Genomic DNA, 19094 nt, shown 5'->3' on the forward strand with positions numbered 1-19094 from the left:
AGGGAATTGGATAGTAAGATATTTAGTAGATTTTGGCTAGTTATTAATTTATTATATTTGATAAAGGACAAACCCCATGGTACACTTAAAAAAAACTCTACTGATAGTAGTAAGTATTGTATTTGTTGCCTGTAGTGGTGATAATTCAATTGATGCCACCGTTGTACAAATAGAACCTAGAACAGTAGAGGACGTTACTGCAGATTTTTTAAGTTTGGATATTCAACCCGGAGTAAATGATTTTTCATTAGAATCGTTGGAAAGGGGAAGATTTTGGAACTTTAGAGTAATAGCACCTGCTGAAGCATCAGAGAATAACCGAAGACCATTGGTTATTGCATTGCATGGTGCTTCAGGCGGTAGTGCAACTGCACACCAAAATACAAGCTGTTATGTTGAGCCAGGGTTAGCTGCGTTAGATGCATTTATTATTAGCCCCAATGCCGGTACGGAACAATGGTATGATGCAATTAATCAAAACCAGGTCGTTGCTTTGACGGATTTAGCCAGAACGCATTGGTTTGTGGATACAGAGAAAGTTCTGGTAACGGGATATAGCAATGGCGGAAATGCAAGTTGGCTTTATGCTGATATATTCTCTCAATTCTTCACAGCATCGATTGCCATGGCCAGTTCTTATGATCCGGAAAGAGCAGACGGAAGTATTTCTACATTTTCAATCCCTATATATGTTATACACAGCAATTCGGATGAGCTCTTCCCAGTTTCACAAACCGAAATATTTGTAAATAAAGCAATTAGTGCAGGTTCAGAAGTTGAATTTGTTATTGTTGATGGATTATCTCATTACACACCATGTGAATATGTTACTCACTTCCAGGAAGCCGTAAATTGGGTTGTAATTAATGTTTGGTAGCTATAGCAGGGTGGTGGCATAGAGAAAGAAATTAAAACCTATCTATTGAACTAAACTGAAATGCCCCCTGTAAGAAGTAACGGTATTTTCATTTTGATTAGTTACGCTTACCGAAAACCAATAATCAGAGGGAGGAAGTTTTTTACCGTTGAAATTTCCATTCCATTCCGATTCAGGTATTATGGTTTTTAGCAGCCTACCATACCTATCAAATATATGAATATTAGAAATTGAGTATCTACTTGTATCTAATCCCTTCACCGTCCATGTGTCATTAGAGCCATCTTCGTTTGGAGTGAAAAACTTAGGAAACCCCAGCACAAAGATTTCCTTTTGTGACACACCACATTCATTACTGACATAAACAGTGTGAACACCTGGAGGCACGTTTAGAAAAACATTCTCAGCCTGAAAAGCCCCACTAGAATTATCTAAATTATAAGTCAAATTAGGATTTTCAGGGGAAAAAACAGTAACCGTTCCGTTGTCTATGTTTACGTCGACATCGGTTATAACAGGCGGTGTTGTTTTGTTGATATTGTACGTTTTTGAAATATGACAGCCGGTAAGTATATCTATTACCTTTAGGCTTATGGTCTGTTCATCGCTAATTAAAATTTCATTGGTCGTCTGTCCATCTGACCATTCATACCAAAAGTTCATCTCCAAATCATATGGAATACCCGAATTTAGAGTTAAGGGAAAACTAAATTCGCAAACCGTAAGGTCGATATCTTCTGAACTTATAGGAGGTAACGGACTAACATTTAGATTAAATACGCCAGATCCAAGGCATGATCCATTATTTACGGCATAAAAGTACATAGCTTTACCTGATGATTCGTACATACCTGTAATTGAGTTCGAATTATCTACCGCATTTGCAATAGAATCGAAAAACAAAATATCAGTTGTGCTCGGCAAAAAATTATGGGCCCTTATGTCATTCATTTTTTCATCCAAATCAAAAGATGACATTCCATTTCCAAAATCACAATTAGATATATCATCTGCAGCCAATACAGTACTTGGAGTTGCAATTAATTGCAATTGTCCTAAACTGTAACAATCGGAACCATTCTCAAATACTTTTGTGGTAATTACTTGATTTGGAACAGTATTCATATAAAATTGCGGCAAAGAATTTTGATTGTATATATCGTTTTCGGCCTCAGTGTCATTCAAATAAAAATAAACAACCGCCTGCTCTGGGTTATTTGAAATATCAGCAATACTATTATTTAAACTAAATGTTGAAAGTCCATCCGCTGAATTAGTATCGAAAAAGTCGCATATAGATAGGGCTACTGAAGAATTAATAATTGGAGGAGTAGTAAATGACACCTTTGCTTCACCTAAATATTGAATATCACAATCAACATCATTTGATGTAACAATCAGTTCGTAAGTACCTGAGGCATTGGTGCCAGTTGTATTAATTGATAGTTTATGTGGAGGTGTTGGAAGAGGTAATGGCTTAGGAAAACCGGCAGAATTAAATGTCCATGAATAATCCGCTCCTGGAATATCAGGGCCTTCAAGAATATAGCTTGAATCAGCACAGAGAGCCAGGTCAGTACTATTTAGAGTCAAAGGTTCATAAGGATTGACAATATTTATTCTTTGCGTATAAAAGAATGACTGTACAAAAGGTGGCAGGCCTTGCATTGAAAAACTATCTCCTCCAAAGTAGATATAATCTTCTTCAAAATTGCAAGCTGGCCCATCAAGTTCTGGATTATGAATAACATCCAAATAATTAGTTCCAACAGTATATTCCTCTGGTATAGTGACATAAATTTTCAAATCCGGCCCCAGCTGTAACCCACCTCTAAAAGCAGATTCCCTATGAATTAAAACTTTTGAGCTGGCTATAGCATCACTTTTTAAATTAAATTGATATAATCTATATGTATTAGTTTCAGTTTGAATGGTAGACACATAAAGTTTATTGGTTTGAGATGAAAACTCTACACCATATGGACTCTCAACCGGATTAGGAAAAAGAGATAGTCCGTCATTCAATACCTGCCCGGTAATATGGTCAAAACTATAAAGAAAACAACCAATCGTCTCAGAAGTATTTCCCTGGTGGGCAGCAACAATTTTTGTACCATCAGGAGAAACCTTTAAATACCCTCTGGAACCATAATCTGCTAAAAAATCCACTTGAGAAATGACCGGAACCGGATCAACGCCATTCTCATCTACCTTATATGAATAATACAAATCACGAACCAAAGAAATAACCCAGGTTGTATTGCATTCACCTCCTTGAACTGCGGTCATTTTTTCGGACCATTGGCTACCCACATGACCATCCGTAAGATTAACATTGCTTCCAACAACATCTCCCAATCCTCCATTTAAGGATAAGTCAATGGTATAATAATTATAACCGTTTGGAGTAATAGTAGAGCCAACGGTAAATAAATAATAAATATTAGGGTCTAATGGTTTTGGGATGATAATAGCAGATTGTGTACTGGACTCATCTCCCAGTAAGTTTGTGCCATTCGGCATAATATCATCATACCTATCCCACACTGTAGACCCATCTGAATAGAACAAAAGATTTCCATCACTATCGGATATAGATGCGCAGCCTTCCAAAGTATTCAGTTCTCCCCTCAAGACAATTGGTGGGTCAGAAAGGTTGAAAAACTGTAATCCAACCCTTTCTCCAAACAACCATTTACTTGCCTCTCTTTGAGACAGACAAGTTAAACTACAAAAGAGTAATATAATCGTAATACCAGACCTCAATTGTTTTCGATTTTAAAGTTTTAAAAAAGGAATTATTTTTCTCCGAGAAAAAAAATGGTTAAATAAGGTACAAATAAAAAAATAAATCAATGGAACTGCATTATTCTAAGGTGTTATGGATCATTATTATGATTAACACTGAAAGTACTGAGTTTAGTTGTATTCAACTAAATATGTTTCCCCTTTTCCCATCCATATTTACCCAAATAGAGTTCACCGCTTTCTACAGCCCCATCCTCAATTGTTGTTCCCATAGAATCGTTCCAACGGTTTAGGTAACCAAATAGAGAAATTACTCCTAACATTTCAACAATCTCTCCTTCATTCCAATACTTATACAATTGGGTCTTTATGTTTTGATCTACTCCATTGGGAACCTGTGAAGCGGCCAGGGAAAAATCGAGAGCGGCGCGTTCAGCTTCCGAAAAGGCAGCATGGGTTCTGTACTCCCAAATATTATCCAATTGCTCTTGTTCGGCACCGTAGCGTTCTGCAGCCCTTATTGCATGTGCCTGGCAATAGCGACAACCGGTCGTATTACTGCTGACCCAGGCAATCATTCGTTTAAGGGCAGAAGTTACTTTTCCTTCATTGGCCATAACCGCCTTGTTTAGGTTTATAAAAGCCTTGGATATTGCAGGTCTATGTTGCATGGTGAGTACAGAATTTGGACAAAACCCAAGTGTCTCATTGAAGAATTCTGCTAATTCTTTGGTTTGAGTATCATGATTAGGATCAAGAGGTTGTACAAGTGGCATAGCGGTCGTATTTTTGTACTCCACAAGAAACGAAAAAATATGAGCACAACAAATCAAATTACCACCAAATGGTTGGGGAACATGGCTTTTGAGAGCAATAATCCATCCGGATTAAATTTAACTATAGATGCCGGTCCTGATGATGGGGGAGATGGCAATGGTTTTAAACCTAAAGCTCTTATGCTGTCAGCTTTGGCCGGGTGTTCGGGTCTTGATGTTGCTATGCTTATCAAAAAAATGAAACTTGATGTGGAGGAATTCAGTATAGAAACTATTGCTAACCTTACGGATGAACATCCCAAGTACTATGATTCCGTGACCGTAGAATACCATTTTTGGGGAGGCAACCTGGAAGAAAAAAAATTGCAAAGAGCCGTAGATCTTTCAGTTGAAAAGTATTGTGGGGTAATGGAAATGTTCAGGAAGTTCGCAAAGCTTGAAATAAAAACTATATTTCATAAAGATTGACACCCATTCTTCAGGGTAGTACAGATTGATCAATAGAAAAATAAAAGAGTTATTTCCGCATTTAAGATGCAGGAAATGGTCTTATATTACAAAAGACAGATAAAGTGGTACCATGCGCTGGACATTAAAACCAAAACAAGATGATGGGCAAATAAAAGCTTTAGCAGAAATACTGAAAGTAGATCGACTGGTAGCTCAATTATTGCTGCAGCGTGGTGTAACTTCTTATGAAGAGGCTAAAAAGTTTTTCAGACCCCAACTCTCCGACCTCCATGACCCATTTCTTATGAAGGATATGGAACTGGCCGTTAAACGTATTGAAAATGCAATACTGGCAAATGAAAATATCCTTGTTTATGGAGATTATGATGTAGACGGAACTACAGCGGTAGCTCTATTGTCATCATATTTACTTACACTATATCCGAATGTGGCAACCTATATTCCTGACAGATACGCGGAAGGCTATGGTATATCTTATGCGGGAATTGACTTTGCAGAGGACAATGATTTTGCTCTTATTATAGCATTGGATTGCGGTGTAAAGGCTATAGAGAAGATATCCTATGCCAGGGAAAAAGGAATTGATTTTATCATATGTGACCACCACAGGCCCGGAAAGAAAATACCGGATGCTGTAGCTGTTTTGGACCCAAAAAGAAACGATTGCACCTATCCATATGATGAATTATGCGGATGTGGTATTGGTTTTAAACTTATACAGGCACTAAACATTACCAGAGAGGATAGCTTTGATAAACTCATTCCATACCTGGATCTGGTGGCAACTGCCATTGGGGCGGATATCGTACCCATAACAGGCGAAAACAGGGTTCTGGCTTATTTTGGGTTAGAAGTAATTAATTCAGCTCCAAGAACTGGTTTTAAGGCAATAATTAAAAACATACAGAAGAAAAAACTAACCATAACAGATGTCGTTTTTATTATTGCGCCAAGAATAAATGCGGCAGGGCGTATGAGACATGGTCAATATGCAGTAAATCTATTAATAGAGCAAAATATGGCGCTGGCAGTTGAATATGCTTCAGAGATCGAAGAATTTAACACCAACAGGAAGGGATTGGACCGGGAGATTACGGAGGAAGCACTTGCCATGATCCTTAAGAATAAGGAAGAAGATAGATTTACTTCCGTTGTTTATAAAGACACCTGGCATAAAGGGGTAATTGGGATAGTTGCCTCCAGACTTACTGAAACCTACTATAGGCCTACATTAGTGTTCACAAAAAGTGGCGATAAACTAGCCGCATCGGCCAGATCTGTCAAGGGTTTTGACGTTTATAATGCCTTAGAACATTGTGCCGATACTATTGAGCAGTTTGGAGGACATAAATATGCTGCAGGGCTAACATTGGTTGAAGAACATTATGAAAAATTTAAATCGCAATTTGAAAAAATAGTAGCTGAAACAATAGACCCCAATCTATTGACACCGGAGATCACCATTAATGCAAAACTCAATTTAGATCAGATAAGTCCGAAACTCTTGCGTATAATACAACAATTTGCACCTTTTGGACCGGGTAATATGACTCCTGTTTTTATGACAGAAAACCTCCGTGATACCGGCTATGCTAAGGGGGTTGGAGAGGATAATAAGCATATTAAACTTGCTGTAACTCAAAATGGTTCTGGTCCGGTTGGAGCAATAGGTTTTAATTTGGGAAGTAAACTTCCGGTTGTGCAGAATGGAAATCCATTTAGTGCCGTTTTCTCTTTGGAAGAAAATCATTGGAATGGAATGGTTAGCTTACAGTTGAAAGTCAAGGATTTAAGATAAAGGCATCTACTGTCCAAAAGTTTCCAAAGAGAGTTTGGTGCCATCAAACACCCCATAAGTATAATAAGATATCCAGTCGCCGAGGTTTACGTAAGTAGATGTCTCACCTAATGTAATTTCTAGAGGTAAATGCCTGTGCCCGAACACGAAGTAATCTTGGTGCGTTTCTTTTAGTTTTCTCATCGAATATTGAACGAGCCATTCCTTATCCTCACCCAAAAAGTGAATATCATCCTCCCCTGATATTAATTTGTTATTTATAGAGAAATATTGTGCTAACTTAACTCCCAGATCGGGATGTAACCAACGGAAACACCATTGGGCCAACCCATTTGTGAAAAGTTTCTTCATTCGCTTATAGCCTTTATCACCGGGCCCTAATCCATCTCCGTGACCAATAAAAAAAGTGGTGCTATTTATTTTGAATTGTTGAGGTTTATGATAAACAGGAATGTTGAGTTCATTTTCGAAATACCCGTTCATCCAGAGATCGTGATTGCCTACAAAATAGAATATTGGAATTCCTGAGTCTGTAATTTCAGCTAGTTTACCCAGGGTTCGTGTAAATCCTTTAGGAACAACGGTTTTATACTCAAACCAAAAATCGAATAAGTCTCCAAGCAGAAAAATAGCCGCGGCATCCGTCTTCACTTCATCCAACCACGCTACAAATTTCTTTTCCCGGGGAAGACTTTGTTCCCTTGTTGGGGCACCTAAATGGTTATCACTGGCAAAATATACCTTTTTACCTTTTGGGATAGAGACGCTTTTCATTTAGTGTAAAGATACATAAAGCAACCTAGTTATCACCGGCATGCCATTCGGCAAAGGCAGTGTCTGTTTCGCGAAGTTTTATTGAATGCAACTGTATTTCTTTAGATAAGCGTGCTTTAATTTTGCTTGCGAAATCAATTACCATATTTTCACTGGTGGGCTGGTAATCTGCGAGGATTACTTTATGTCCCCGGTCTTTTAATTCTTTTGCCAATTCCATATGTGGAGTATTTTTATTAAATACCGTAGCATGATCAAAAGGGCCTACTATTTCTTCTTTCACTATTTTTTTTAGGTCACCAAAATCAATGACCATCCCGAGTTTAACATTGGATGTATCTGTAATGGGCGTTCCTATTACAGTAACTGAAAGTTTGTAACTATGACCATGTACATTTCTACATTTACCATCGTAGCCATAAAGAGCATGGCCGGTTTCAAAAGTGAATTGTTTGGTAATCCTTATTTTATGCATTCGATTTAAATCTGCTACAAATGTATAAAATCTTTATAGTGGAACATAGACTATTTTGTGACGTAATATAAAAGGTGACAAGCCTATTTTTTAAATTTTCTCCTGTTTCTAATTCTAGTAAAAAGATATATAGCTACTACCAAAAGAGCCAGAATTGGAAAGAGAAGATCGCCATTTATGAATTCAAAAAATTTCATACAGTTATTTATTAAGACTCTTTAAGCTCTCCTTACTGGCTGGTGAAAGGGCTAATTTACCGGAAATCTCAGCTCGATTGGTCAACAATTCGCTCCAGGATGTAGTATCTTCCCAAAGAATCTTTTTAATAGCTCTTAATGCTTCCGGATTATATGATGCCAGAGTTGTCATAAAAAAATCCAGCTCCTTGTCCATTTCTTTAATGGAATTAAAAACCTTGGAATACAGTCCTTTTTCTTTGGCCCAATATGCATTTTTCCACTCTACAGGTGACAAAGCCAATTCGGTAAAACCAGCCATTCCAATCTTACGTTGAACCGCAGGAGCAATCACCAGAGGAGCTATCCCGATGGAAAGTTCAGAAAGCTTTACAGAAGCGGCTTCAACAGCAAAGACATAATCACATGCCGCGATAAGACCAACTCCGCCGCCTACTGCTTTACCCTGTACTCTTCCAATGATTGGTTGCGCACATTCTCGCATAGCATTGATAACATTAGCAAAACCGCTAAAAAAAGCTAACCCTTCTTCTGGGCTAGATATGGCGCGTAATTCATCAAAGGAGGCACCAGCGCAAAAAGCCCGTTCTCCTTCTGACTTTAAAACTACAATAGAAACTTCCTCATTGGAGGAGATCTTTTTAAGTACATCAGTTAATCGGTCTAAAAGTTCACTGACAAAAGAATTACTTGCGGGATGGCCAAATTCTATTGTAGCAGTTCTATTCTCAATTTTGGTATAAAGACTACCGGCGGGTCTGTTCGTGCCCATTTGAAATGTTTTTTGTAAAATTAAACCTTTTGTAATAGTGGACGAAATTTTCTGCGGAACTTCCATACAAGGGCACTACCTCTAATTATCATCCACATGGTAAGTGCAATCCAAATTCCTTGCAGGCCAAAACCGTAGGTTTTACTTAATAATAACAAAGGAATAAAACCTAAAAAAGTGGCTGTTAACAGAACGTTCCTGAGAAATTTCATTTCACCCAATCCCTTAAACAAACCATCAAAAACAAAGGCAATAGAATTCATGGGCAATCCCAGGATAAGGATAAAGAAAATAGAGTAGAAGGTCTCTAGTACAATAAGGTCATTTGAAAAAAGACGTCCCAGCGGTCTGTAAAAGATAAAACCGTTAATCATTAAAAATAAACTAACCATTCCACCATATAGAGCGATTTTTTTGGCTAATGACCATAGCGTATTGTAATCTTTAGCTCCAAGTAATTTACCCCCCATAATATTACCTGCCGCACCATAACCATCGATAAAAAAGGCAGCAAAAAGCCAAAGATTTATGGCTATTGTGTGTGCTCCGATAAATCTATCGCCCAGAGCTGCAGCCTCTCGTACGGCAAGAATAAGAGTAATATTAAGTGCAATAGCGCGGATAAAAAGATTAAAACTCATTACTGCCAGGCGCCCTAACTCCTTATGTATTGGAAATCTTGGGATAAGACTAATATTGGTTTTTACACGCAGGAGGACAAATGCCATTATGGCCATTACACCCTGGGAAATAAGGCTTGCCCATGCCGCACCTTCCAGGTTATATGCAGGAATTATATCTGATATTCCATAAACCAAAATAAAATCTAACACGATGTTTAACAGGGCTCCTGTAATAGCTATGAGCATAGGCCAAAAGGTGTTTTGTAATCCTCTGAAAATTCCCATAACGGCAAATACGAAAAGTGTTAAAGGGAAACCCCATACACGAATGGAGTAATAGGTAACACAAAAGTCTAATATTTTTCCCGAAGCATTTAATAATTTAAAAATCTCCTCTACCATAAATATGGTAGAAAGCAGTAGTAATACACTAAGAGTTACATTAAAAAAAATTGCCTGTGCCGGTAAATTCTTAACCTCATCTAGCTTCCCTGCTCCTAAATATTGAGAGATAATTGCAGATATGGCACTTCGGGTTTGCCCAAGGATCCATATAAGCATAGACAAAAAGGAACCTACGATCCCAACCGCAGCAAGTGACTCCAGGCCGTATGTTTGAATATTGCCAACAATAGCAGTATCGGTTATAGATAAGACAGGTTCGGCTATCCCGGCTATAGTTGCAGGAATAGCTAGGCTGTTAATAGTCTTGAAACTTACAACTGTTTTCAAAAATAGAATGGATTACAAAACGAGTTCATAACAGTAAAAAGGAAAATCGCTTTGTTTAGGAAAATAGACATTTTCCAGTTTTTGATATCCCCGTTGCTCATAAAATTTTTGATTCCTTTTGTTTTGACTAAATGTATCCAGTCGTATAGAGATATACTTGTTATCCCGCGCATAATTTTCAGCAAAATTCATTAACATTCGGGCATAGCTTTTCCCCTGGTATTCAGGCCCCACAGCGAGCCTGTGAATATATATGTTATTTTCGTTTGGTGTTAGCCATTTAATAGGAATATATTCCTTATCCATATGTGTGGTAATAGTTACACAGCCCATAAGAGTATTTCCAGATTTAAGAACAAATAATTCCTTTCGGGAAATATCTTTTTCAAAAGCTTCTCTGGAAGGATATTCTTCATTCCATTGAAATATACCTATTTTTTCCATTTGTTTTGCACAGGCCGTGGTAAGCTCAAGAATTTCCGGGATTTCCAGTATCTTTGCACATCTAATCATGAACAATTTATCAAATAAGTTGTAAATTTAAATTAATAATACCAAACCTTATGAATAACATATTGGTACCCATAGGAACTTCCCCTACTGCTCACGAGACTTTACAATATGCCGTGGACTTTGCAGCACAATTTTCTTCAAGAATTTATGTCATGGAAGTATTTTCGGCCAAGGCAACGGCAGGGAAGTTGAAGAATATCTCGGAGAAAGTGGCAGAAAGCAGTAAGAAGCATGTCAAGGAAGTTATTGATAAGGTAGATTCAAAGGATGTAGATATGAAGATTGCCACATATAATGGCGATATAATAGATGGATTGAAGGAAATTGACAAAGAACTTGGTATTGATCTTATTATTATTGCCCCGAGGTGTAATGACGTTAACGAGGAATTATATCTGGGGCATACAACCGGGAGAATAGTTAAAAGAACAGATATTCCAACTTTAATTGTACCAAGAGGCACCATTTTTAAGCCTATTAAAAATATTCTAACAGCATTTAAATCCGGGATTTTAACTCAAAGGAGAATTCTTGAGCCATTAAAACTTATAAAAAAGAAATTTAAATCCAAAATAAATTTACTTCTTGTAAAGACTCCTGGTTATTCAGATGAAGATCTCAAAATAAATACTTCTCTTATGGATTTGTGTTCCCAATTAACTGTTACGGAACATGCTACAACCTATTTAGGAGTTTTAGAACATTTTCAATCCACAAACCCGGATTTGCTTTCCGTATTTAGAAAGAAACGTGGGTTTTATAAAAAATTATGGGAGAAGAATACGATTCTTAAATCTGAGTTTTCAGTGCGTATTCCTGTTCTTGTTTTAAGTGTTAAGAAGGATTAGAGAACATAAAAATTTAATCGGAGGAATTTTGAAACTTATTCAAAAAGTAGTTCCTTTGACCTTCCGTAAAAGACGGGGGATTAGCTCAGCTGGCTAGAGCGCTTGCATGGCATGCAAGAGGTCACCGGTTCGACTCCGGTATTCTCCACAAAAACCCTCCTTCAAAGCACTGTAAGAGGGTTTTTATTTTAGTATTTGGTCCTTTTTAAAATTAAAGAGATCGCATATAATTTACTACAGAAATTTAAATTGATATGATAGATTTAACAGGTAAAGTTGCTTATATCACAGGCGGTTCAAAAGGGATTGGACTTGGAGTGGCGAAGAAATTACTGGACTCCGGGATTAAAGTTGCCATAAGCGGCAGGAATAAAGCAAGCCTGGATGCAGCTGTACAGCAATTAGGATCTGGGTCTAATGTATTGGCTCTTGTGAGTGATGTTACAAAGCTTGACGACGAGCATAAGGCCGTAGCACAAATTATACAAAAATGGGGAAAGCTTGATGTGGTTCTGGCCAATGCCGGAATTGGACATTTTGCACCGGTTGATGAATTATCTGAAAACGATTGGCATCAAATGATTGATACAAACCTTAATGGAGTATTTCATACTTTAAAGGCATCTGTAGATGCTCTAAAAGACTCAAAAGGGTATTATATAACTCTTGCAAGTTTAGCGGGGACCAATTTTTTCCCTACAGGCGCCGGATACAATGCTACAAAGTTTGGTGTTGTTGGTTTTACCCAGGCGGCGATGTTGGATCTCCGTAAATATGATATTAAAGTTTCTACCATAATGCCCGGTTCCGTAGCTACACATTTCAATAATAACGAACCTACCCAAAAAGATGCCTGGAAAATACAACCGGAGGATATAGGAGAGCTGGTGATTGATCTGCTAAAAATGCATCCGAGAACGCTTCCCAGTAAGATCGAAGTGAGACCCAGCAGGCCAGATAAAAAATAGTGACTAGTCTTCTTTTGCCATAAATGGGACTTCTGGATTTGCAATTTCCTGAATTAGTTTAACCAGCTGTTCCTGAAATAGGACAAGGGTATCTTTAGTGATGTTAAAATCCTTATTTGAGGTATTCCTGCTTTTTTTTGTTGAAAAATAGAATGGCCCGGAACCCAAATTTTTGAAGGAAATAATGCCGGCGTTCATTTTTTCAATGGGTTTAATATTTTGATACATGAAGGAATAGCAAAGCAACTGAAATGCTTTGCTACGATCATAATTTTCAATGATTTCATCCCATAAAACTACTTCTACATTAGAATTGAGAACACTCCCGGTCTTATAATCAAGTATCCTAAGCATGCCGTCCTTTTCATCAACTCTGTCTAAGGTTCCTTTTAATGTAACAGGAGTCTCAATCCCGGGGACATCAATTTTGATTGAAAGATCATTTTCCAGCGCTATTATTTTTATATTATGATGTTTAATGTCCTGAATTTCCTTTAAAATGAAGCTATTAATATAAGCCACAATGACATTGAAGGCAATGAGATTTTTACCTCTTGAAATATCTTCTTCAGCATAAATTTTCAAAAGTTCACTTTTAACGACAGCTCTTATTTTTTGTACTTGTTCATTTAATTTTCCTTCAGTCAGAATGCGAAGAGGGAGAGAGCCCTTTTTTTAAGACGGCGCTAATTTTGTTCATTATATCGCCATCCTTTTTAATAGAAACGTGAGAATTAACTATTGAGTTTATCTGAGGAACCGCAATTTTCGTTACTATATTTTCTATGTGATTTTCATCTGTAAGTAATTGTGAAATAAATCTACTTTTTTCACCTCCCTCAATGACATCAGGTTCAGTGTTATAGATAAGATAGATGTTTTTAGCTCTTTGTAACAATCTGTAAAAATGATAAGTATAGACAGCATCTTTCTCTTTGTAAGCAGGCAAACCAAATTCTCTTTTTATATCGAAAGGGATAAATGAGTTATTGGTCTTTCCTGCCGGGAGGATACCTTCATTTACTGATGTAATTATGACATTTTCAAAATCAAGGTTTCTACTTTCCAGCATCCCCATGATTTGAAGGCCTTCAAGAGGTTCGCCTCTAAAGTTTACTTTTTCAGCGGATATAAGTTCCTTGAATATACTTTGTAAAGCCCTTAAATCTTTTAAAAACGGATATTTTATAGAAAGCAATTTTAGCTCATTAAATAGGGTATAAAAGTTATATAAATACTCTAGTTCTAAATTGTTTTCCTGTACTTGAAATTTCACTTTTAGGAGTTCAACAATTGCAATAACCCTTTCGAGAAAAAGTGAAGGGTCAATATTTTCATCTGAAAACAGCAGCGTTAATCCTTCAGAAGTTTCAGGAAATATTGATTCCAATTTTGAAGGAGTTATATAAATCCAATTACGCTTATTAATTTCCGTTTTTATTCGCGCAACTATATTTAGATCATCCGTGGAAAGTAATTTCTGAATATATGGATGAACCAAAAAAGATAGTAGATTCTTATAAAACCAACCTCGTGAATCTAATTGAATATAAAGGTCGAAGAGTTGGGTAAACATTCCAGCCATGGGGGTTTTATCTAAGGGATACCCCATGGTGATATTTACCTTATTTAATTCTGCCGGGAGGGAATTTAATAAGGGGTTAAGCAGCGTTTCATCTCCCAATATTACAGCAGTATTCTTTATTTGTTGCGGATCCCTTTTATTTATATTTGAAATCAAATTCCCAACGTACTTTGCCTGGGATATTTTTTTAGGAACTCCGGTAATTTGGATATTTTTTGCGGTGCAATAATACTTACTTACTCCTTTTAATGAATGGTCTTTAAAATAGCTCCATTCCTTTTGGTATTGTCGTATAAAAAAACCCGCATCATGAATTTTATCTTCCAGAAAATAGTTGTCTATATCCCAAAAGATATCGGCTCTACCTTCTTTTAGAAATTCTTTAATAATAAAAACCTCAGCTTTGTTCAAGGCATTAAATCCAATAAAAATGTGCTTTTTATTTTTTGATTTATTAATGTATTCAGATAATTTATTGCATGCTTCTTTATAAACTAATCCTTGATGGCCCAATCCATTTTCCAAAAGATTTTTATTAAAGTTAGAGTGCAATTCTTCAAGATTATTCCAAAAGCTGAGATAATCCTCTATTAACTTAGTTTTATTTGGTTTCAGATGCCATTGGTTCATTTCCTGGACAACCGATAAGTATGAAAATAGCTTATCAGGAGGCACCAGGTACCTGTCAATTTCGTTGAAATCCTGCAATAGAATTTGACCCCATTTGGAAAAGGAATAGAAACTTTCCTTTTCTTCACTACCCATATTTATATAGGCATTATATAGTTCAAATAGTTGCTGTGTGTTGGTGGCATATGAAAGACCGGAAATCACTTCAACAAATGATTCAATGCTATAGATTTCAGGAGCAAAAATTGTTTTACTTACAATTTTGGAGATGCTGTTTTTAAGAAAGGTGCCTGCCCGTTTACCGGGAAGTATAAAAATAAAATTATCAAAAGAATCATTCTTTTTCCATAATTCTTTCGTAATCTGATTTAAAAAACTTTCCATTTTTAAAAATAAAAAAAGCCCCGCATTTGCGGAGCTTTTTTCTAATATATTAGGTTTCGAGACCTTATTATTGTTTAATCAAATTTATTTCAACTCTACGATTCGTTTTCCTTCCGGAAGCGGTACCGTTATCTGCTAATGGTCTGTCTTCACCGTAACCCGTAGCTTCTAATCTGTTGGAAGCAACCCCATTTTCAATTAAGTAATTCATAACTGAATAGGCTCTTTCTTCAGAAAGCTTTTGGTTTAATGAAGCACTACCAACGCTATCAGTGTGTCCGTCTATACTAAATCTAGCAAAAGAATACTCTTCAAGAATAGCTACGATATTTTGCAATACCTCAGCAGAGCGATCTTTAATAGTTGCTTTGCCAGTATCAAATAAGATAGTTTTGGCATAGTCGTTTAATGTCTTACGAACAGCTTCAGTAAGTTCTGGACAACCTTTGTTTGCAACAACACCTGGTAGGTCTGGGCAAAGATCATCTTTGTCAAATACACCATCATTGTCTCTGTCTGGCCATGGGCATCCGTTATTCTCAGCAGGACCTGCTTCGTTAGGACACTGATCATCTTTATCAGCAATACCATCGCCATCAGCATCAGGACAACCAGCTAAAGCAGCTAATCCAGCTTCATTTGGACAAGCATCATCTTTATCAGCAATACCATCGCCGTCAGAATCTGGACATCCATTCATTTCTTTAGAACCAGCTTCGTTAGGACAAGCATCTTTACTGTCTTCAATACCATCTCCGTCAGAATCAGGACAACCGTTGAATGCTTCTAAACCAGGAACTTCTGGACAAGCATCATCTTTGTCGTAAATTCCGTCATCATCCGTATCAGATCCACCAAATCTCACAGAAAGACCTAACATATGTTGGAAATGTGGGAGCAGATAATCTTCAAAAGAATGCTTATACTGTGTTTGAATGGTCAAACCAATATTGTCGTTAAACCAAACATTAGCTCCAATTCCTCCGTTAAGTGTACCGGCTCCAATATTATTAACCCAGGTATAACCACCACCAACTTCAACAAATGGGTCAATTGTAGTAAATCTTTTATTTATAAAATTGTATTTTATTGTTCCATCAGCACCATAGTATGCCTGGTCGTCAACAGAAGTGTCACCAATTTTTCTAATACGGTTCAAAGAACCTCTCACGCCAACGGAAATACCATCTCCAATATAACGTGTCAGTCCAACATAAGAGATGGATGGCAGGATATTCCAATGATCATTGGCATTGAAATATTCATTACCGAATGAACTTACTTTGCCTGTTGGATAAAAGTCAACTGCGTTAACTCCAAAACCAATTTGCCAAGGATTGTCTTCACTCTGCGCTTGTATGCTGTTAAACGCCATTACTAATAGGCCAACAACCAATAGTCTGCTAAGTTGTTTCATTTTCAAAATTTTAAGTTTAAGTGTTTATTTAGCAGCAAATGTAAGTTGTTAAGAATTATTAACAAAATCAATTTCCTATTTTTTTAAGGTTTTTTTAAGTTAAAACCAGTATTCAGATAATTTTTAGCTCTCTTCCTACCTTTATAAAAGCATTAATGGCTTTGTCCAAATGTCCAATTTCGTGAGCGGCAGACAATTGCACCCGTATTCTTGCCTTATCCTTGGGAACCACAGGATAAAAGAAACCAATTACATAAATGCCATTATCGAGTAACATTTTTGCCATTTTTTGTGATAATTTGGCATCATAGAGCATTACCGGCACTATTGCTGAATCCCCATCAATAATATCAAACCCTGCTTTTTGCATTGCCATTTTAAAGTATTTTGTGTTTTTTTCCAGCTTATCTCTCAAAGAGGTATCAGTTTCAAGCATTTCAAATACTTTAATAGATGCTCCAACGATTGCCGGAGCAAGTGAATTTGAAAATAAATATGGCCTGGATCTCTGCCTTAACATATCAATAATTTCTTTTTTACCCGTTGTATAACCGCCCATTGCACCACCTAATGCTTTGCCCAGCGTTCCGGTAATAATATCTATCCTGTTCATTACACCTTTTTCTTCCAAAGTACCTCTGCCGGATTCACCTATAAATCCGGTTGCATGGCATTCATCTATCATTACCATGGCATCATATTCTTCAGCCAGATCACATATTTTATCCAATGGCGCCAATAATCCATCCATCGAAAATACACCATCAGTAACAATTATTTTAAATCGGGCATTATCTTTATTAGCCTGAATTAATTTAGCCTCCAGATCAACCATATCACTATTGGCGTACCTATATCTCTTGGCCTTACATAACCTAACACCATCAATAATAGACGCATGATTTAGAGCATCTGATATAATTGCGTCATTTTCTGATAACAGCGGTTCAAATACTCCGCCATTCGCATCAAAAGCTGCGGCATATAATATTGTGTCTTCTGTACCATAAAATTTTGCAATTCTATGCTCCAATTCTTTATGGATATCCTGGGTACCACAAATAAAACGAACTGATGACATTCCAAAACCATGAGTATCAAGGGTTTCTTTGGCTGCTTTTATCACTTCAGGATGAGCAGATAATCCTAAATAATTGTTTGAACAAAAATTTATTACTTCCTGTCCGCCGGATACTCTAATTTCCGCACCCTGAGCAGAAGTAATTATGCGTTCTTCTTTATAAAGACCTGCTTCTTTTATGTCCCTAAGTTCTTCTTTTAAATATTCTTTAATTTTTCCGTACATAACTAATTAATGAATTCTGGAGTAATTTTTTTATCAATATAGACTAATATCATATTTTCAACTAAATACCCCATGGTTTTCAACGCATCTGCATAGGTGTATAATTGTTCATAATATTTTGGAGCTTTTTTTCCTGTTTTATAATCAATAATTGTAACCTTGTCGTTATTAAATACTACTCTATCCGGTCGTAAAATTAGACCATTTTCCGTAATAATTTCACTTTCATTCTTAATACTATTTTCTGCTGTGAAAAATATTTTTAATTTAGGATGCCTAATAATTTGTTGTACTTTTTTCTTTAGTTGAGTTCCTTCTTCAGCTTTAAGATCTCCTTTTCTGATCATGTGCGTGATTGCGGAGTCTATATCCCCCTCAGTCTTAATAAGCCCCATAGTATAGTGGATTATGTTACCTTTTTTAATCGCCTCTTCTCTCTTGCTGTCCCAAAGACTGCCAGACTGGGTAATAATATTGAAATTGGCTGTATTTTTTTGAGTATATATATAAGGTATATATGGTTGCGCTTTTGGGAGCGGTTTTTCTTGTTTCTTTGATTTAGCTGACCCAAAGGAATATCTAATTTTGTTTTCATCCCAAATTCCTTGTGTTTTTAAAAAATGGATAAATAGGCCGGAGTAGTTATCCAATCTAAATTCCTTCTTAGCATTAAGATACATTTCTGTTATAATAATGAGTCGATCCACTGCTCGTGTAAGTGCTACATATAGCAAGTTAAATGCATCCAACTCGAGTTTATGCTGTTCTTCTTCATAAATTGTTTTGGCTGCCTCCCCATAATGCAACACTTCTGATTTCTTATTTATTAGCACTTCTTTAAATTCTCCAAAATCCTCAACCGGCAACCACAATTTAGGTTCTAGTTCGTCATATATCTTAGTGTTCGCAAAAGGGTAAATGACAACTGGAAATTCTAACCCTTTTGCTTTGTGTATCGTCATTATCTGAACGGCATTCAAATTTTCTGGAGCTACAATACTGAGTCTCTCTTTATTCTTTTCCCAATAGTCTAAAAATGAAGAGATACTGGTATCGTCCCTTTGTTCAGAATCAATGACCTCATCCATAAAATAAGTAAGGTAGGCATCTGAATGCTCAACTAGCTTGAATTGGTTTATTGCGTGTTCCAGGCCATCAGGTAAAGAGTTATACTTTACTTCGTTAATATTAAAGTTGTAT

General features: G+C 36.6%; 17 protein-coding genes and 1 tRNA gene. 6 read left to right on the forward strand and 12 right to left on the reverse strand.

Annotated features, from left to right (window positions below; translation table 11 throughout):
* The first annotated feature begins 76 nt into the window (after nucleotides 1-76).
* Nucleotides 77-877: a prolyl oligopeptidase family serine peptidase gene (locus Q0X66_RS06760; RefSeq protein ID WP_297704557.1), complete on the forward strand. Its 801-nt coding sequence runs from the start codon at nucleotides 77-79 to the stop codon at nucleotides 875-877.
* 42 nt (nucleotides 878-919) lie between these two features.
* Here Q0X66_RS06760 and Q0X66_RS06765 read toward each other — a convergent pair whose 3' ends face one another.
* Both Q0X66_RS06765 and Q0X66_RS06770 read right to left on the reverse strand, forming a co-directional pair.
* The gene (locus tag Q0X66_RS06765; RefSeq protein WP_297704558.1) at nucleotides 920-3643 is read right to left on the reverse strand and encodes a T9SS type B sorting domain-containing protein; all 2724 of its coding nucleotides are present in this window, start codon (nucleotides 3641-3643) and stop codon (nucleotides 920-922) included.
* A gap of 167 nt (nucleotides 3644-3810) precedes the next feature.
* Nucleotides 3811-4401 (reverse strand): carboxymuconolactone decarboxylase family protein, encoded by a 591-nt coding sequence (locus tag Q0X66_RS06770; protein WP_297704560.1) that lies wholly within the window; start codon nucleotides 4399-4401, stop codon nucleotides 3811-3813.
* Between the two features lie 39 nt (nucleotides 4402-4440).
* Here Q0X66_RS06770 and Q0X66_RS06775 point away from each other — a divergent pair, with 39 nt between their 5' ends.
* The gene (locus Q0X66_RS06775) at nucleotides 4441-4869 is read left to right on the forward strand and encodes an OsmC family protein (protein WP_297704562.1); all 429 of its coding nucleotides are present in this window, start codon (nucleotides 4441-4443) and stop codon (nucleotides 4867-4869) included.
* A gap of 112 nt (nucleotides 4870-4981) precedes the next feature.
* Nucleotides 4982-6670, forward strand: a complete 1689-nt coding sequence (gene recJ / locus Q0X66_RS06780; RefSeq protein WP_297704564.1) for a single-stranded-DNA-specific exonuclease RecJ — start codon at nucleotides 4982-4984, stop codon at nucleotides 6668-6670.
* Between the two features lie 6 nt (nucleotides 6671-6676).
* On the opposite strand, the gene Q0X66_RS06785 is transcribed toward recJ, so the two are convergent.
* The 5 genes from Q0X66_RS06785 to Q0X66_RS06805 all read right to left on the reverse strand — a co-directional run bounded on the left by Q0X66_RS06785 (nucleotide 6677) and on the right by Q0X66_RS06805 (nucleotide 10756).
* The gene (locus tag Q0X66_RS06785) at nucleotides 6677-7444 is read right to left on the reverse strand and encodes a UDP-2,3-diacylglucosamine diphosphatase (protein WP_297704566.1); all 768 of its coding nucleotides are present in this window, start codon (nucleotides 7442-7444) and stop codon (nucleotides 6677-6679) included.
* Nucleotides 7445-7469: 25 nt separating this feature from the next.
* The gene (locus Q0X66_RS06790; protein WP_297704568.1) at nucleotides 7470-7919 is read right to left on the reverse strand and encodes a 6-carboxytetrahydropterin synthase; all 450 of its coding nucleotides are present in this window, start codon (nucleotides 7917-7919) and stop codon (nucleotides 7470-7472) included.
* Between the two features lie 201 nt (nucleotides 7920-8120).
* On the reverse strand, nucleotides 8121-8888 hold the full coding sequence (locus Q0X66_RS06795; protein WP_297704570.1) for an enoyl-CoA hydratase/isomerase family protein: 768 nt from the start codon (nucleotides 8886-8888) through the stop codon (nucleotides 8121-8123).
* 20 nt (nucleotides 8889-8908) lie between these two features.
* Entirely contained in the window at nucleotides 8909-10243 is a 1335-nt protein-coding gene (locus Q0X66_RS06800; protein WP_297704573.1) for an MATE family efflux transporter, read from the reverse strand.
* Nucleotides 10244-10255: 12 nt separating this feature from the next.
* Nucleotides 10256-10756 (reverse strand): GNAT family N-acetyltransferase, encoded by a 501-nt coding sequence (locus Q0X66_RS06805; protein WP_297704575.1) that lies wholly within the window; start codon nucleotides 10754-10756, stop codon nucleotides 10256-10258.
* A 50-nt stretch (nucleotides 10757-10806) separates the two neighbouring features.
* On the opposite strand from Q0X66_RS06805, the gene Q0X66_RS06810 reads away from it, so the two are divergent.
* From Q0X66_RS06810 to Q0X66_RS06820, 3 genes are all read left to right on the forward strand, one after another.
* Nucleotides 10807-11604, forward strand: a complete 798-nt coding sequence (locus Q0X66_RS06810; RefSeq protein WP_297704577.1) for a universal stress protein — start codon at nucleotides 10807-10809, stop codon at nucleotides 11602-11604.
* A 74-nt stretch (nucleotides 11605-11678) separates the two neighbouring features.
* Nucleotides 11679-11752 (forward strand) — tRNA-Ala (locus Q0X66_RS06815).
* A gap of 106 nt (nucleotides 11753-11858) precedes the next feature.
* Complete coding sequence (locus Q0X66_RS06820) at nucleotides 11859-12572, forward strand: SDR family oxidoreductase (RefSeq protein WP_297704579.1); 714 nt, start codon at nucleotides 11859-11861, stop codon at nucleotides 12570-12572.
* Between the two features lie 3 nt (nucleotides 12573-12575).
* On the opposite strand, the gene Q0X66_RS06825 is transcribed toward Q0X66_RS06820, so the two are convergent.
* The 5 genes from Q0X66_RS06825 to Q0X66_RS06845 form a co-directional block, all read right to left on the reverse strand.
* The gene (locus Q0X66_RS06825; protein WP_297704581.1) at nucleotides 12576-13157 is read right to left on the reverse strand and encodes a PD-(D/E)XK nuclease family protein; all 582 of its coding nucleotides are present in this window, start codon (nucleotides 13155-13157) and stop codon (nucleotides 12576-12578) included.
* 55 nt (nucleotides 13158-13212) lie between these two features.
* Entirely contained in the window at nucleotides 13213-15171 is a 1959-nt protein-coding gene (locus Q0X66_RS06830; protein WP_297704583.1) for a PD-(D/E)XK nuclease family protein, read from the reverse strand.
* A 67-nt stretch (nucleotides 15172-15238) separates the two neighbouring features.
* Nucleotides 15239-16588 (reverse strand): OmpA family protein, encoded by a 1350-nt coding sequence (locus Q0X66_RS06835; RefSeq protein ID WP_297704585.1) that lies wholly within the window; start codon nucleotides 16586-16588, stop codon nucleotides 15239-15241.
* Nucleotides 16589-16700: 112 nt separating this feature from the next.
* Nucleotides 16701-17894: a glycine C-acetyltransferase gene (gene kbl, locus Q0X66_RS06840; protein WP_297704587.1), complete on the reverse strand. Its 1194-nt coding sequence runs from the start codon at nucleotides 17892-17894 to the stop codon at nucleotides 16701-16703.
* 2 nt (nucleotides 17895-17896) lie between these two features.
* On the reverse strand, nucleotides 17897-19094 hold a 1198-nt coding region (locus tag Q0X66_RS06845), incomplete at its 5' end, for a 3'-5' exonuclease (protein ID WP_297704589.1).

Origin of the sequence: uncultured Eudoraea sp. (genome assembly GCF_947260015.1) — a bacterium.
Taxonomy (GTDB): Bacteria; Bacteroidota; Bacteroidia; order Flavobacteriales; family Flavobacteriaceae; genus Eudoraea.